We start from the raw sequence: 13,892 nt of genomic DNA, 5'->3' as shown, positions 1-13,892 counted from the left end.
GGGGCCATTATGTTATGGGGGAAAGATTGAGGGGGTTTTCTGTCGTCGCGGGCATGCTGCTCGCGCAGCTTTGCGTGTCCGCCAGCGCCGAGACCGCGCCCGCGCCGCGCAAGCAATGGCCGATCGAGGCCTTTGCCGAACTGCCGATGATGGAGCGGCCGGAGCTTTCCCCGGACGGCATGCGCCTGGCCGCCAGGGTGTCGCGCAATGGCGAGCTGCTGCTGATGATCGCCGCCATTGCCGATGAGCCCAACCGCATCCGCACCCTGCAACTGGGGGAAAACGACCTCAACTGGTGGCGCTGGGTCAATGACGACTGGCTGATCGCGGGCATAGGCAGTGAAACCAACGTCCAGGGCATGCCCTGGTCGATCAGCCGCGTCGCCAGCATCAAGCGCGACGGGACGAAGATCAACCTGCTGGCCAGGAATGTGGCGGCGCAGAATGGCGACGACGTCATCTGGGTCGCCCGCGACGGCACGCCGCGCATCCTGCTTGCCTATCAGTCGTCCATCTATGGCAATGAGCTTGGCTTCTGGCCGCAGGTGGACGAGGTGGACGTCGCCACCGGCAAGATGCGCCCGGTCGTGACCTCGCACCAGAATGTCATGTCCTGGTATGCCGATGCGACCGGGGCGGTGCGCATGGGCGTGGGCTATGACGACTCGACGCGCACGTCGAAGCTGCTCTACCGCGCCGACGGCCGGTCCAGCTTCCGCACGATCGACCGGGCCAATCGCCGCCGCGACGAATCCATGGTCGTGCCGATGCTGTTCACCGCCGATCCGGGCAGGGCGATCGCCAGCGACGATCATGAGGGCACCGACGCCCTGTACGAATATGACCTGACCCGGCTGGAACTGGGCAAGAAGGTCTTCGCCGCGCCCGGCTTCGACATCGACGGGATTGAGCGCGATACCGCCGGCACCGGTCTGGCTGGCGTGCGCTTTACCGCCGACGGGCCGGGGGTGCACTGGTTCGACGAGGGGCTGGCGAAGATCCAGGCTGACATCGACAAGGCGGTGGGCGCGCACCGCCGCGCCCGGATCGTGTCCACCAGCCGCGATCATCAGCGCATGATCGTGCATGTCGGCAGCGCCGACCAGCCGGGCACCTATTATTATTACGACACGTCGGCCGGCGCGATGAGCATCCTGTCGAAGATCAGCCAGAATTTCGGCCCCGGCGTCCATCTCTCGCCGGTCAGGACGATCCGCTACAAGGCGCGCGACGGGCTGGAGATCGCCGCCGTGCTGACCCTGCCCGCGGACAGGGAGCCGAAGAATCTGCCGCTGATCCTGATGCCGCATGGCGGCCCCTTCGCCCGCGACAGCGAGGAATGGGACTGGTGGGTGCAGTTCCTGGCCTATCGCGGCTATGCAGTGCTGCAACCCAATTATCGCGGTTCCTCCGGCTATGGTATCGCCTTTGCGGCGAAGGGCGAGGGGCAATGGGGCCTTGCGATGCAGGATGACCTCAACGACGCGGTCGACTGGGCGGTGAAGGAGGGGATGGCCGATGCGAAGCGGGTCTGCATCGTCGGCGCTTCCTATGGCGGCTATGCGGCGATGCGCGGCGCCCAGCGCGACGGCGGCCGTTATCGCTGCGCCATCTCCTATGCCGGGGTGTCGGACCTTTCGGCCATGATGCGCTACGACAGCCGCTTCCTGAATCACGGCACGCGCAAGGACTGGATGAAGGAGCAGGCGCCAGATTTCGCCTCCGTCTCTCCCGTCAACTTCGCCGCGCAATTTTCCACGCCCATTCTGCTGATGCACGGCCGGAAGGACCGGCGTGTGCAGGTGAACCAGTCGCGCGAGATGGCGGAAAAGCTGAAGGCCGCGGGCAAGGTCGCCGGGCGCGACTATATCTATGTCGAACAGCCGCTGGCCGATCATTTCTTTTCCCGCCAGGCGGACCGGCTGGATTTTCTCCAGCGCATGGACGCTTTTCTGAAGGAGCATAATCCGGCCTGACCGGGCAGGCGGTTCCGCATGGGTCATCAATGTCACAAATTAGAAATGATCCAGTCACAAGATTGTAACGTAACGGTCATAATGGCCCCCCGTTCGCCACTACGGCGGAGGGGAGAATTGATCATGCGACTGACCTGCAAGCTGCTGCCCGCGCTCGCCCTGCTGGCCGCTCCGGCCGTGGCGCATGCCAGCGAGGACGAACAGCTCTGGACCACCGCCAGCGCGACGGTGAAGCTGAGCGATCATTGGCGCTTTTCGCAAGAGGTCGTCGCCCGGTTCAGCGACGATCGCGACGGGCTGTACGAGGTCGAGATGAATTCGCTGATCGGCTACAAGGTCAGCAAGAAGGTCACGGTCTGGGCCGGCTACACCCATGACCCCAATTATAATGGCGGCGACTTCGCGGTGATGGAGCATCGCGGCCGCCAGCAGGTGACGTTCGACAATATCGTCAAGATCGGCCCCGGCCAGCTCAGCGCCCGCCTGCGGCTGGAGGAACGCTGGCGCGAGGGCGTGGACGGCACCGCCTGGCGGCTGCGTCCCTATGTCAAATATGTGCTGCCGTTCCGGGAAGGCGGCAAGACCGCGCTGCTGCTGAGCCATGAGAGCTTCATCGATCTCAACACCACCAATTTCCAGCGGGTCGAGGGCGAGGAGCGGATGCGCAACCTGATCGCCATCACCACCCCGATCGCGAAGAATGTGAACGCGGAGATCGGCTATCTCCACCAGCACGGCTTCCGTCCGCATGCCGATGATCCCAACGACAATGTCGCTTCCTTCTCGCTGAGCTTTTCCTTCTGACCGGCCGCATCGGGATGTGGCCAGTTGCTGCCGTTAAGCGCACCGTGCTCCTGCGCAGGCAGGAGCCCAGTTCAGACGGTGCGGTGATCCACTAAGGGCGGGACTGGGCTCCTGCCTGCGCAGGAGCACGGTGTACTCCGGGGAAAGCGGGGGGGCAGCCAACCCCTTTCCCACCCCCTCCGCCCGAACCCGATCCGGACGCCGCCCCAGCGGTCGGGCTTGCCCGCGCCGCCCCAGCGGGCCTATAGGCCGCGCCATGACCAGCGAACCCTTCCGCTCGCAACTGGCGGCGCTTGAGAAGCGCGGCCGCCTGCGTTACCTGATCCCGCGGGCTGGACGGGACTTCGCTTCCAACGACTATCTCGGCCTCGCCTCCGACCCGATCATCGCGCAGGCGGTGGCCGACGCAGTGGCGCGGGGCGTGCCGGTCGGATCGGGCGGATCGCGGCTGCTGCGCGGCAATGCGCCCGAACATGAGGGGCTGGAGGTCAAGGCCGCCGATTTCTTCAAGACGCAAGGCGCGCTGTTCCTGGCGAACGGCTTCGCCGCCAATCTCGCGCTGTTTTCCACCTTGCCGCAACGGGGCGATCTGATCGTCGCGGACGAGCTGATCCACGCCAGCGTCCATGACGGCATCCGCATGTCGAAGGCGGCGGCCGTCTTCGCCCGCCACAATGATGTGCAAAGCTTTGCCGACCTGATCGCCGCCTGGCGGCAGGAGGGCGGCAAAGGGCGAGTGTGGATCGCCGTCGAGACGCTCTATTCGATGGACGGCGACATGGCGCCGCTCAGCGAGCTTGCGACATTGGCGGCGCGGCACGAAGCGATGCTGATCCTGGACGAAGCGCATGGCACGGGCGTTTTCGGACCGTCCGGGCGCGGCCTGTCGGCGGGTCTCGACGGGCTGCACAATGTCGTGACGCTGCACACCTGCGGCAAGGCGATGGGGGTGGAAGGCGCGCTGATCTGCGGGCCGCGCCTGCTGATCGACTATCTCGTCAACCGGGCAAGGGCCTTCATCTTCTCCACCGCGCCCTCGCCGTTGATGGCGGTCGCGGCATCCGCCGCGCTCGACCGGATCGAGCAGGCCAGTGACCTGCGCGCCCGCTTGAAGACCCTGCAGGTCGATGCCGCCGAAGCGATCTGCGCCCCGCTCGGCCTGCCCGCGCCGCGCAGCCAGATCATCCCCGTGATCCTGGGCGAGGACCGCCGCGCCATGGCCGCCGCCGCCGCCTTGCAGGAGGCGGGGTTCGACGTGCGCGGCATCCGCCCGCCGACCGTGCCGCCGGGCACCAGCCGCCTGCGCATCTCGCTGACCCTGAATGTCGGCCGGGCCGACATCGCCGCGCTGGGCGAAGCATTGCGCCGGGTGGTGGCATGAGCGTCTTCGTCGTCACCGGCACGGACACCGACATCGGCAAGACCGTGTTCGCGGCGGGCCTGGCCGGGGCGCTGGGGGCATATTATTGGAAGCCGGTCCAGGCGGGCATCGACCCCGAAGGCGACAAGGAGCGGGTGGCCACGCTCTCGGGCCTTCCCGCGTCGCATATCCTGCCCGAAGCCTATCGCCTGACCACGCCCGCCTCGCCCCATCTGGCGGCGCGGATCGACGGGGTGGAGATCGGGCTCGACCGGCTCGCCTTGCCGAAGGTCGACGGCCCGCTGGTGGTCGAGGGCGCGGGCGGGCTGATGGTGCCGGTCAGCGAGAGGCTGCTGATGATCGACCTGTTCGCGCATTGGCGCGCGCCGGTCATCCTCTGCGCGCGGACGGGGCTGGGCACGATCAACCACAGCCTGCTCAGCATAGAGGCGCTGCGGGCGCGGGGGATCGAAATCGCAGGGATCGCCTTCATCGGTGAGCCGCATGCGGAGAATGAGCGGATCATTCCGCTGATGGGGAAAGTGCGGAGCCTGGGGCGGTTGCCGTTTCTCGATCCGTTGGATGCGGGAGCGCTGAAGGCCGCTTTCAAGGCATCGATTCGCCTGCCCTAAACCGCATCGTGCTCCTGCGAAGGCACTGAAGCGAGACAAGCGGCTCGCGTTCAGCCCAGCCCTGCCGCCTGAACTGGGCTCCTGCCTTCGCAGGAGTACATTGTGCCCCAGACCAAAGCCGCAAGCATCCCACATTTTTCGACAAACGACATGGACATCCCGCTCTCCGGACGCTCAACTCCCGGCCATCATGGGCGTCCCCAGCGCCCTGACCAGAAAGCAAGGGAAATGCTTCGATGAAATATCTCCTCCTCGGCGCGGCGGCAGTTGCGCTGGCTGCCGGCGCGTCCGTCGCCCAAGCAGATCAGGCACAGACTGATCAGACACCGGCCGATCCGGCAAAGTCCGATCCGGCGGCGAAACCCACCTACGGCAGCTACGGCTTCGACAGCGCCGGCATGGACAAGTCGGTCAAACCCGGCGACGATTTCTACGATTACGCCAATGGCACATGGGCGAAGAACACGCCGATCCCCGCCGACAAGTCCAATTATGGCGCCTTCAACACGCTGGACGACCTGTCGCGGGAGCGGACCAAGGCCATTCTCGACGCCGCGCAGGTCGACCCGAACAGCAAGATCGGCAATGCCTATGCCAGCTATCTCGACGCCGCCACGGTGGAGAAAAAGGGCCTCGCCCCCGCCAAACCCTGGCTCGCGAAGATCAAGGCGGTGAAGGACAAGGCATCCTACGCCAAGCTCACCGCCGAAGCCGCCCGCGCCGGCATCGACGGCCCCTTCGGCTTCTACGTCAATCAGGACGACAAAGACCCGGAAACCTACATCCTCGTCCTGCACCAGTCGGGCCTCGGCCTGCCCGACCGCGATTTCTACCTGGAACCCGATGCCAAGATGACGGCGATCCGCACCGCCTATGTCGCGCATCTGGAAAAGATGCTGACGCTGGCCGGTGAAGCCGACGCCAAGGCCCGCGCCGCCGCGCTCATGGCCTTCGAGACGGAAGTCGCCAAGGTCCACTGGACCCAGGTCGACAGCCGCGACGCCGACAAGGCCTATAACAAGATGACCCTGGCGGAATTGCAGAAGGCCGCGCCGGGCTTCGACTTCGCATCCTATTTCGCCGCCAACAAGCTCAGCCCCAAGGACCTGCTGGTGTCGCAGCCCAGCGCCGTCGCCGGAGAAGCCGCGCTGATCGCCAAGGCCCCGGTCGGCGTCCTCAAGGACGCGCTGTTGCTGCGCACGCTGCATGGCTTTGCCGACGACCTGCCCGACAGCATCGCCAATGAGAATTTCGCCTTCTACGGCACCACCCTGTCCGGCACGCCGGAGCGCGAGGCCCGCTGGAAACGCGCCGTGGACTTCCTCAAATCCTCCATGGGCGAGGAAGTGGGCAAAGCCTATGTCGCCCAATATTTCCCGCCCGAAACCAAGGCGGCGATGGACCAGCTCGTCAAGAATGTGATCGCCGCCATGGGCCGCCGCATCGACGGCCTCACCTGGATGAGCGACGCCGCCAAGGCCCGCGCCCACAAGAAGCTGGCCGCCTTCACGCCCAAGATCGGCTATCCCGACAAATGGCGCGACTATAGCGGCCTGACGATGCAGCGCGCCGACCTGTTCGGCAATGCGCTGCGGTCGAACCAGTATGAGTTCGACTATCAGATGGGCAAGCTCGGCAAGCCCATTTATCGCTGGGAATGGGGCATGACCCCGATGGAGATCAACGCCTACGCCAATTTCGGCATGGTAGAGATCGTCTTCCCCGCCGCGATCCTGCAACCGCCCTTCTTCGATCCCCATGCCGATCCGGCGGTCAATTATGGCGGCATCGGCGCGGTGATCGGGCATGAACTCAGCCATCATTTCGACGATCAGGGCGCGAAATATGACGAGACCGGCAAGCTCAACCAATGGTGGAGCGATCAGGACGTCGCCAATTTCAAGGCGCTGACCGACAAGCTGGTCAAGCAATATGACGCCTATGAACCCTTCCCCGGCGCGCATGTGAAGGGCGCCTTCACCCTGGGCGAGAATATCGGGGATCTGGCCGGAGTCGCGGTGGCGCTGGACGCCTATCACGCATCCCTAGGCGGCAAGCCCGCGCCGGTGATCGACGGCACGACCGGCGACCAGCGCTTTTTCCTGGGCTGGGCGCAGGTATGGCGGCGCAATTATCGCGAACCCAATCTGCGCCAGCGGCTCGTCACCGATCCGCATTCGCCGTCGCAATATCGCACCGACACGGTGCGCAATTTCGATCAATGGTATGCGGCCTTCAAGCCCGAGGCCGGCGGCAAGATCGCGCTCCCGCCGCAGGATCGGGTCAAGATCTGGTAAGAATCGAAAGGGGCCGGATCGATGCGAATCCGGCCCCTTCTTCATTTCGAAAAGGCAATGAGTTTCCGCAACGGCGAACCGTTTGAGTCATGGGATCAACTGCATTTTCTTGGTTGACCGTCTCTTAAATGCAACATTTTGTCGGATCGCTCTTTCAACCGGACAACCTCTTCCACAGCTTGGCGTTCAAACCACGCGTAAAGTTGAGGAGAAGCAATTTGTCGGGTCTGAACACCATCTTTCTGAAGGCCGGTATCGCATCCATCGCGCTGGCCGCCGCCGCTCCGGCACTGGCCCAGGGCGCTGCCGCCCCCGCCGCGCCGGCCCAGGCTGCGCCTGCCGCTCCGGCTGCTGGCGCCAGCAATTTCTCGGATGCTGACATCAAGCAGTTCGCCGCCGCCGCCGTCGAGGTGACGAAGATTCAGCAGGACAGCTCGATCGCCGCCGCCGACAAGCAGCCCAAGATGCTGGCGGCGCTCCAGGCGTCGGGCATTCCGCCGGAAAAGTTCAACCAGATCGGTCAGGCCGCCGCCGCTGATCCGGCGCTCCAGCAGAAGATCCAGGCTGCCGCTCCGACCTCTTCGGCAGCCCCCGCGGCTCCCGACGCGGGCGCTGCGCCTGCCGCTCCGGCGACCCCGCCCGCGCAATAAGGGCGGCATTGTAGAGAGGTCATCGGGCTAGTGCGCTTGGGGATGGCTGAATATGGCCATTCCTAGCCATTAAGCGCTCCGTGCTCCTGCGCAGGCAGGAGCCCAGTTCAGACGGTGGATCTGGGCTCCTGCCTGCGCAGGAGCACGGAGTATGTTTCGGCTCAGCATGTCCACCTTCATCCAATTTGCATCCCCAAGCCAAAACCCACGTCCCGACCGGTTTCCGCGATTTCCAGGTCGCCAATATTCCATCTGACGGGAAATCGCTCTAGGCAGCGGCCATGACCTCCCCTGTCTGGCACCCTTTTTTCCAGCACGGCCTGAACGAGCCGATTCCCCACGTCGAGCGGGCGGAGGGGGCTTTGCTGCATCTGGCCGATGGCGGCACGCTCATAGACTGCATCGCCAGTTGGTGGGTCACGACCCACGGTCATTGCCACCCCCGGATCGCTGCCGCTATCGCCGCACAGGCAAGCAAGCTCGATCAGCTCATCTTCGCCGGCTACACCCACGGCCCGGCGGAAGAGGTGGCGCAAGGGTTGGTCGACCTTGCCCCCCGCGCGGCGGATCGCGACCCGCTCGCCCATGTCTTCTTCTCCGACAGCGGCTCCACGGCGGTCGAGGTGGCGCTCAAAATGGCGCTCGGCTATTGGCATAATCTGGCGCTCGACGGCCTCTCCGAACCACGCCATCGCATCCTCGTCCTCCAGCACAGCTATCATGGCGACACCATCGGCACCATGTCGGTGGGCGAGCGCGGCGTCTACAACGCCGCCTGGTCGCCCTTGCTGTTCGACGTGGACACGATTCCCTTCCCGCATGCGGGCCAGGAACAGGCCACGCTCGACGCGCTGGAGGCGGCCTGCGCGCAAAAGCCCGCCGCCTTCATCGTCGAGCCGCTGATCCTGGGGGCAGGGGGGATGCTGATCTACCCCGCTTCCGTCCTGCGCGAGATGGCGGCGATCTGCGCCCGCCACGACGTCCTATTTATCGCGGACGAGGTGATGACCGGCTGGGGCCGCACCGGCACGCTTTTCGCCTGCGAACAGGCGGGCGTGGTGCCGGACATCATGGCCGTGGCGAAGGGCATCACCGGCGGCGCGATCCCGCTCGCCGCGACCCTCGCGACGCAGCGCATCTTCGAGGCGCATAAATCCACCGATCGCGCCCGCCTCTTCTACCATTCGAGCAGCTACACCGCGAACGCCATCGCCTGCGCTGCCGCCGCCGCCAATCTCGCCATCTGGCGCGAGGAGGATGTGCTGGGCCGCATCGCCGCTCTCAGCGACGGCATGGCGCAGCGACTCGCAAAGCTCGCCCAGCATCCCGCCTTCGCCAACCCGCGCCAGTTGGGCGTGATAGCGGCGATAGACCTGATCACGCCCGATGCCGGCTATCTTTCCGACCTCGCCCCGCGCTTGCGCGCCTTTGCCCAGGAAAAGGGCCTCTTGCTGCGGCCGCTCGGCAACACCATCTATCTGATGCCGCCTTATTGCCTTGATGCAGATCAGCTCGATCACGTCTTCGCGGTGCTCCAAAAAGCCGGTGATGCATTCGGCGTTTCAGCCTGACTTTCTTTTTCAGCATTTTGGCGCTATGGCGGCGCGATTTTTCGGTTTCCCAGGATATTATGGCAAAAGAAGAACTGCTTGAAATGCGCGGACAGGTTGTGGAGCTTCTCCCCAACGCCATGTTCCGCGTGCGGCTTGAAAATGATCACGAGATCCTCGGCCACACTGCCGGCAAGATGCGCAAGAACCGCATCCGCGTGCTGGTGGGCGACGAAGTGCTGGTCGAACTCACCCCTTACGACCTTACCAAGGGTCGGATCACCTACCGCTTCAAATAAGCCGCCTCACGCATGCGGCTCATCCTCGCTTCTGCTTCCCCTAGACGGTGTGAACTTCTGGGTCAGATCGGCGCGTCTCCGGACGCGGTGGACCCGGCTGACCTCGACGAAACGCCCCGGAAGGGCGAACTCCCCGCCGCCTACGCCGCCCGCGTCGCCGCCGAAAAGGGGGCGCTGGTGGCGCAGCGCCATCCCGGCGCGCTGGTCCTCTCCGGCGATACGGTGGTCGCCGCAGGCCGCCGCATCCTGCCCAAGACGGAAACGGAAGCCGAAGCGCGCGAGTGCCTTAAGCTCCTCTCCGGCCGCCGCCACCGCGTCCTGAGCGCAATCACCCTGATCGACGGGGAGGGTAGGGCGCGCCACCGCCTCTCGACCAATATCGTGATCTTCAAACGGCTCGACCGCGGCGAAATCGACGCCTATCTCGCGTCGGAGGAATGGCACGGCAAGGCAGGCGGCTACGCGATACAGGGCCGCGCCGCCGGCCTCATCCGCGCCATCCAGGGCAGCCACAGCGCGATCATGGGCCTGCCCCTCTACGAAACCCGCGCGCTGCTGAAGGCAGCGGGCTATCCACTGGACTGACGAGTGATTTCGAGGGAAATGGTACATTTCCCGGCTCGGCAATCACGACCAACAGGAATATTCCATGGCCGAATGGCTCTATGAAGAAGGCATTGGCGAAGCCCGCGCCGCGCTGATCGAAAAGGGCCGCCTGGTCGAAGCGCAGATCGAGCGGGAAGGCGAAGCCGCCCGCGCCGGATCGGTGATGCAAGGCAAGCTCGTCCGCACCGTCATCCCGAAGAAGCGCGGCATCGCCCGCCTCATCTCCGGCGAGGAAGTGCTGGTCGAACCCATCCCGCCGAAGATCGCGGAGGGCGCCACCGTCCTCCTCGAAATCCTGCGCGAAGCCATCCCGGAGGAAGGCCGCGCCAAGCTCGCCAAGGCCCGCATCGCCCAGCCCGGTTCCAAGGCGCATCCCGCCCCCAGCCTGCTCCAGCGCCTGCGCGCCACCGGCCTGCCCATCGTCCCCTGCCCCGCGCATGAAGAGGACCGCTTCGAAGCCCATGGCTGGAGCGAATTGATGGAAGAGGCGACCTCAGGCGACATCGGCACGGAGGAAGCGGCGCTGCGCATTTTCCCCACCCCGGCGATGATTCTGATCGACGTCGACGGCTCGCTCCCGCCCGCCAAGCTCGGCCCCAAGGGCGCGAAACTGGCGGCGCAGGCGATCCGCCGCATGGGCCTCACCGGCTCGATCGGCATCGACCTGCCGACGATGAACAACAAGGACGAACGCGCCGTCGCGTCGGCCCAGATCGACAAATATCTGCCGCTCCCCTTCGAGCGCACGGCGGTCAACGGCTTCGGTTTCGTCCAGATCATCCGCCGCCGCGAGCGCATGAACCTCATGGAACTGCTCCGCGCCGACCCGGTCGAGACGGCGGCCCTGGCGCTGCTGCGCCGCGCCGAACGCCACGGCAATGGCGGCCCGGCGACAATCACGGCAGCCCCCGCGATCATCGACCGCTTGCACAAAGCGCATGATTGGATCGAACAACTCGCCAAACGCCGCGGCGGCGCGATCGGCTTGAAGGCGGACGCGACCCTTGCCATATCGGCGGGCCATGTCGCCTAAAGCTTCCTCCTGCCCGGTCTGCGGCCAGCCCGCGCATCCCGAAACCCGCCCTTTCTGCGGAAAGGCCTGCCGCGACCGCGACCTGTTGCAATGGCTGGGCGAGGGCTATCGCGTCCCCGGAACACCCGCTTCGGACGAGATGAAAAAAAGTGACGATGATGGGGTAGACAGCACCCCGGACTGATGCCTATAGGCACGCCTCACCAAACGACAGGTGGTCCTCACCGTCGCCCGTGCCCGGGTAGCTCAGTTGGTAGAGCATGCGACTGAAAATCGCAGTGTCGGCGGTTCGACTCCGTCCCCGGGCACCATTTTCTAGAATCCTGGAAGCATTGAAAACCGTCGCAAACACGGTCTTCTGCCCCTGCACTGTCGGGGCTTGATCGAAAAGCCAAGATTTCCAACGAAAAACGCGAACAAGCGATTTCGCCGTCTCTCGTCCCGGTATGTAGTCGATAGAGCGCGGAAGGAGAGTGGCGGCATGTCGAAAGCCAAGTCACCAATCGCGGCGGAAGAAAAATGGTGCTGCCGGTGAGGATTGAACTCACGACCTCAGCCTTACCAAGGATGCGCTCTACCACTGAGCTACGGCAGCACTATTTTCGGTCCATCCGGCGTGTCGCGCCAGCGGAGCCGGGCCTATGGCCGCCTCATCGGTCCATGTCAAGGCGGCTTGCGGCAGAAGATGCAATTTGATTAAGGGCAGGCCATGGCAAACGGTCAGGACGAACGAAAAGAGCGCTTGGCGCAGGCGTTGCGGGACAATCTGCGTCGCCGCAAGGCGCAATCGCGGGAATCGCGCGATGGGGACAGCCCCCGAAACGCCGGAGACGTCAAGGAATAGCCGCCTCAGGTCGCCGCGCTCCCTCCCGCCAGGGCGGGAGCGTGACAAGCCGAACCGCTTACAAGGGTGCGCAGGCCGTCTTCAGCCAATCGAGCGCATCGCCCTCCAGTTGCGGCCCGACAATCTCCACCACCTTGGCGTGATAGGCGTTCAGCCACGCCCGTTCCTCGCCGGTCAGCAAGTCCGCCGCAATCGCATGGCGGTCGATCGGCGCGAAGGTCAGCGTCTCGAACCCCAGCATCTCCCGCTCGGCGCCCGGCACGTCGCGGCGTTCGACCAGGACCAGATTCTCGATGCGGATGCCATATTCGCCGGTCTTGTAATAACCCGGCTCGTTGGAAAGGATCATCCCCGCCTGAAGCGCCTCGTCGCCGCCGCCGAAGGTCGCGATCCGCTGAGGCCCCTCATGCACCGACAGGAAGCTGCCGACGCCATGGCCGGTGCCATGGGCATAATCCAGCCCTTCGGCCCAGAGGAACTGTCGCGCCAGCACGTCGAGCTGCCCGCCCCGCGTGCCCTTCGGGAACTGTGCCCGGCCGAGCGCGATATGGCCCTTCAGCACCAGGGTAAAGCGGCGCTTCATTTCTTCGGTCGGCGTGCCGATGGCGATGGTGCGGGTCACGTCGGTGGTGCCGTCGCGATATTGGCCGCCGGAATCGACCAGATAGAGGCTGCCCGTCTCGATCGGCCGGTTCGTCTTTTCCTCGACCCGGTAATGCACCACCGCGCCGTTCGGCCCAGCGCCGGAGATGGTGTCGAAGGACAGATCCTCCAGCAACCCGGTCTCCTTGCGGAAAGCCTCCAGCTTCGCCGCCGCGCCCAGTTCGTCGACGCCACCCTTGGGCGCCTCGGTCGCGATCCAGTGCAGGAACTTCGACAGAGCCGCGCCGTCGCGCGCCTGCGCCGCCTTGTGCCCGGCGATCTCGACCGGGTTCTTCACCGCCTTGGGCAGCACCGCCGGATCGCGCAGCGGCAGCACGGTCGCGCCGCCCGCCTCCAGCGCCTCGAAGATCGCCGCCACCGCCCGTTCAGGATCGGCCGCCACGGTCTTGCCCGCCAATTCCGTCAGCGCATGGGCGAACTGGCTGCGATCATGCACCCGCACCGCATTGCCCAGATGCTTCACCACCGCCTCGTCGATCTTCTCCGGCGCGACGTACAGGTCGGCCGTCGCATCGGCATGGACGATGGCATAGGCGAGCGCGACCGGCGTCCGCTCCACATCCTTGCCCCGGATGTTGAAGGTCCAGGCCAGCGAATCGAGCGCCGACAGCACCACCGCATCGGCATGTTTCGATACCAGCCAGTCCGCCATCGCCGCCCGCTTTTCCGCCGCCGACTGACCGGCATAGCGCTCCTCATGCACCACCAGCTTGGCGTCGCTGGGGGCAGGGCGGTCCGGCCACACGGCGTCGACGGGATTGATGTCGACCGCCACCAGCTCCGCGCCGCGCTCGGCCAGCGCCTCGCTCGCCGCCTTCACCCAGGCACGGGTATGCAGCCAGGGATCGTAACCGATCCGCCCGCCAGCCGGCGCATGCTCGCCCAGCCACGCCGCGACGGACGTCTGCGGCACGCTCTCATATTGCCAGTGCGCCCCGTCCACCTGCTCGCGCACTTGGAGCGTATAGCGGCCATCGACGAAGATCGCCGCTTCCTCCGGCAGCACCGCCGCGCTGCCCGCCGAGCCCTGAAATCCCGTCAGCCAGGCCAGCCGTTGCGCATAGGCGCCGACATATTCGCTCATATGCTCATCGGTCAGCGGCACGACAAAGCCATCCAGATGCAAGCGCACCAGTTGGGCGCGGAGGGCCTTGAGGCGATCTTCATGCGTAGACATC

General features: G+C 65.4%; 12 protein-coding genes and 2 tRNA genes. 12 read left to right on the top strand and 2 right to left on the bottom strand.

Translation table 11 applies throughout. The features are described from left to right. Nucleotides 1-53 precede the first annotated feature (53 nt). From HUK72_RS11200 to HUK72_RS11145, 12 genes are all read left to right on the top strand, one after another. The gene (locus HUK72_RS11200; RefSeq protein WP_176597826.1) at nucleotides 54-1,976 is read left to right on the top strand and encodes a S9 family peptidase; all 1,923 of its coding nucleotides are present in this window, start codon (nucleotides 54-56) and stop codon (nucleotides 1,974-1,976) included. Between the two features lie 123 nt (nucleotides 1,977-2,099). Further along, on the top strand, nucleotides 2,100-2,780 hold the full coding sequence (locus tag HUK72_RS11195) for a DUF2490 domain-containing protein (protein WP_100237835.1): 681 nt from the start codon (nucleotides 2,100-2,102) through the stop codon (nucleotides 2,778-2,780). Between the two features lie 256 nt (nucleotides 2,781-3,036). After that, entirely contained in the window at nucleotides 3,037-4,161 is a 1,125-nt protein-coding gene (locus tag HUK72_RS11190) for an 8-amino-7-oxononanoate synthase (RefSeq protein ID WP_176596837.1), read from the top strand. Further along, nucleotides 4,158-4,772, top strand: coding sequence for a dethiobiotin synthase (bioD, locus tag HUK72_RS11185; RefSeq protein ID WP_176596836.1), 615 nt, complete (start codon nucleotides 4,158-4,160; stop codon nucleotides 4,770-4,772). Before HUK72_RS11190 ends, bioD begins: the two co-directional genes overlap by 4 nt. Nucleotides 4,773-5,008: 236 nt before the next feature. Beyond that, nucleotides 5,009-7,069 carry a M13 family metallopeptidase gene (locus HUK72_RS11180; RefSeq protein WP_176596835.1) on the top strand — a complete coding sequence of 687 codons (2,061 nt, stop codon included), beginning with the start codon at nucleotides 5,009-5,011 and terminating at the stop codon, nucleotides 7,067-7,069. A gap of 218 nt (nucleotides 7,070-7,287) precedes the next feature. Beyond that, nucleotides 7,288-7,719, top strand: coding sequence for a DUF4168 domain-containing protein (locus HUK72_RS11175; protein ID WP_176596834.1), 432 nt, complete (start codon nucleotides 7,288-7,290; stop codon nucleotides 7,717-7,719). Between the two features lie 281 nt (nucleotides 7,720-8,000). After that, nucleotides 8,001-9,290 (top strand): adenosylmethionine--8-amino-7-oxononanoate transaminase, encoded by a 1,290-nt coding sequence (locus tag HUK72_RS11170; protein WP_176596833.1) that lies wholly within the window; start codon nucleotides 8,001-8,003, stop codon nucleotides 9,288-9,290. A gap of 59 nt (nucleotides 9,291-9,349) precedes the next feature. Further along, the gene (infA, locus tag HUK72_RS11165; protein WP_003049127.1) at nucleotides 9,350-9,568 is read left to right on the top strand and encodes a translation initiation factor IF-1; all 219 of its coding nucleotides are present in this window, start codon (nucleotides 9,350-9,352) and stop codon (nucleotides 9,566-9,568) included. A 12-nt stretch (nucleotides 9,569-9,580) separates the two neighbouring features. Further along, the gene (locus tag HUK72_RS11160; protein ID WP_176596832.1) at nucleotides 9,581-10,153 is read left to right on the top strand and encodes a nucleoside triphosphate pyrophosphatase; all 573 of its coding nucleotides are present in this window, start codon (nucleotides 9,581-9,583) and stop codon (nucleotides 10,151-10,153) included. A gap of 64 nt (nucleotides 10,154-10,217) precedes the next feature. Further along, on the top strand, nucleotides 10,218-11,207 hold the full coding sequence (locus tag HUK72_RS11155) for a ribonuclease (protein WP_176596831.1): 990 nt from the start codon (nucleotides 10,218-10,220) through the stop codon (nucleotides 11,205-11,207). After that, the gene (locus HUK72_RS11150) at nucleotides 11,197-11,391 is read left to right on the top strand and encodes a DNA gyrase inhibitor YacG (protein ID WP_176596830.1); all 195 of its coding nucleotides are present in this window, start codon (nucleotides 11,197-11,199) and stop codon (nucleotides 11,389-11,391) included. Before HUK72_RS11155 ends, HUK72_RS11150 begins: the two co-directional genes overlap by 11 nt. Nucleotides 11,392-11,442: 51 nt before the next feature. After that, a tRNA-Phe gene (locus tag HUK72_RS11145) sits at nucleotides 11,443-11,518 on the top strand. Between the two features lie 209 nt (nucleotides 11,519-11,727). On the opposite strand, the gene HUK72_RS11140 is transcribed toward HUK72_RS11145, so the two are convergent. Further along, nucleotides 11,728-11,802, bottom strand: a tRNA-Thr gene (locus tag HUK72_RS11140). Nucleotides 11,803-12,109: 307 nt separating this feature from the next. Continuing rightward, entirely contained in the window at nucleotides 12,110-13,891 is a 1,782-nt protein-coding gene (locus HUK72_RS11135; RefSeq protein ID WP_176596829.1) for an aminopeptidase P family protein, read from the bottom strand. Between the last annotated feature and the right edge of the window lies 1 nt (nucleotide 13,892).

This window comes from Sphingobium sp. 15-1 (assembly GCF_013375535.1).
GTDB classification, from domain to species: domain Bacteria; phylum Pseudomonadota; class Alphaproteobacteria; order Sphingomonadales; family Sphingomonadaceae; genus Sphingobium; species Sphingobium aromaticivastans.
The sequence above is the reverse complement of the archived record's forward strand: the minus strand, read 5'-3'. Positions and strand labels throughout refer to the sequence as shown.

Bases quoted from the DNA above. Each gene is read 5' to 3' on its own strand.
- HUK72_RS11200 (WP_176597826.1), top strand. From the start codon at position 54: ATGCTGCTCGCGCAGCTTTGCGTGTCCGCCAGCGCCGAGACCGCGCCC.
- HUK72_RS11195 (WP_100237835.1), top strand. From the start codon at position 2,100: ATGCGACTGACCTGCAAGCTGCTGCCCGCGCTCGCCCTGCTGGCCGCT.
- HUK72_RS11190 (WP_176596837.1), top strand. From the start codon at position 3,037: ATGACCAGCGAACCCTTCCGCTCGCAACTGGCGGCGCTTGAGAAGCGC.
- bioD (WP_176596836.1), top strand. From the start codon at position 4,158: ATGAGCGTCTTCGTCGTCACCGGCACGGACACCGACATCGGCAAGACC.
- HUK72_RS11180 (WP_176596835.1), top strand. From the start codon at position 5,009: ATGAAATATCTCCTCCTCGGCGCGGCGGCAGTTGCGCTGGCTGCCGGC.
- HUK72_RS11170 (WP_176596833.1), top strand. From the start codon at position 8,001: ATGACCTCCCCTGTCTGGCACCCTTTTTTCCAGCACGGCCTGAACGAG.
- infA (WP_003049127.1), top strand. From the start codon at position 9,350: ATGGCAAAAGAAGAACTGCTTGAAATGCGCGGACAGGTTGTGGAGCTT.
- HUK72_RS11160 (WP_176596832.1), top strand. From the start codon at position 9,581: ATGCGGCTCATCCTCGCTTCTGCTTCCCCTAGACGGTGTGAACTTCTG.
- HUK72_RS11155 (WP_176596831.1), top strand. From the start codon at position 10,218: ATGGCCGAATGGCTCTATGAAGAAGGCATTGGCGAAGCCCGCGCCGCG.
- HUK72_RS11150 (WP_176596830.1), top strand. From the start codon at position 11,197: ATGTCGCCTAAAGCTTCCTCCTGCCCGGTCTGCGGCCAGCCCGCGCAT.
- HUK72_RS11135 (WP_176596829.1), bottom strand. From the start codon at position 13,891: ATGTCTACGCATGAAGATCGCCTCAAGGCCCTCCGCGCCCAACTGGTG.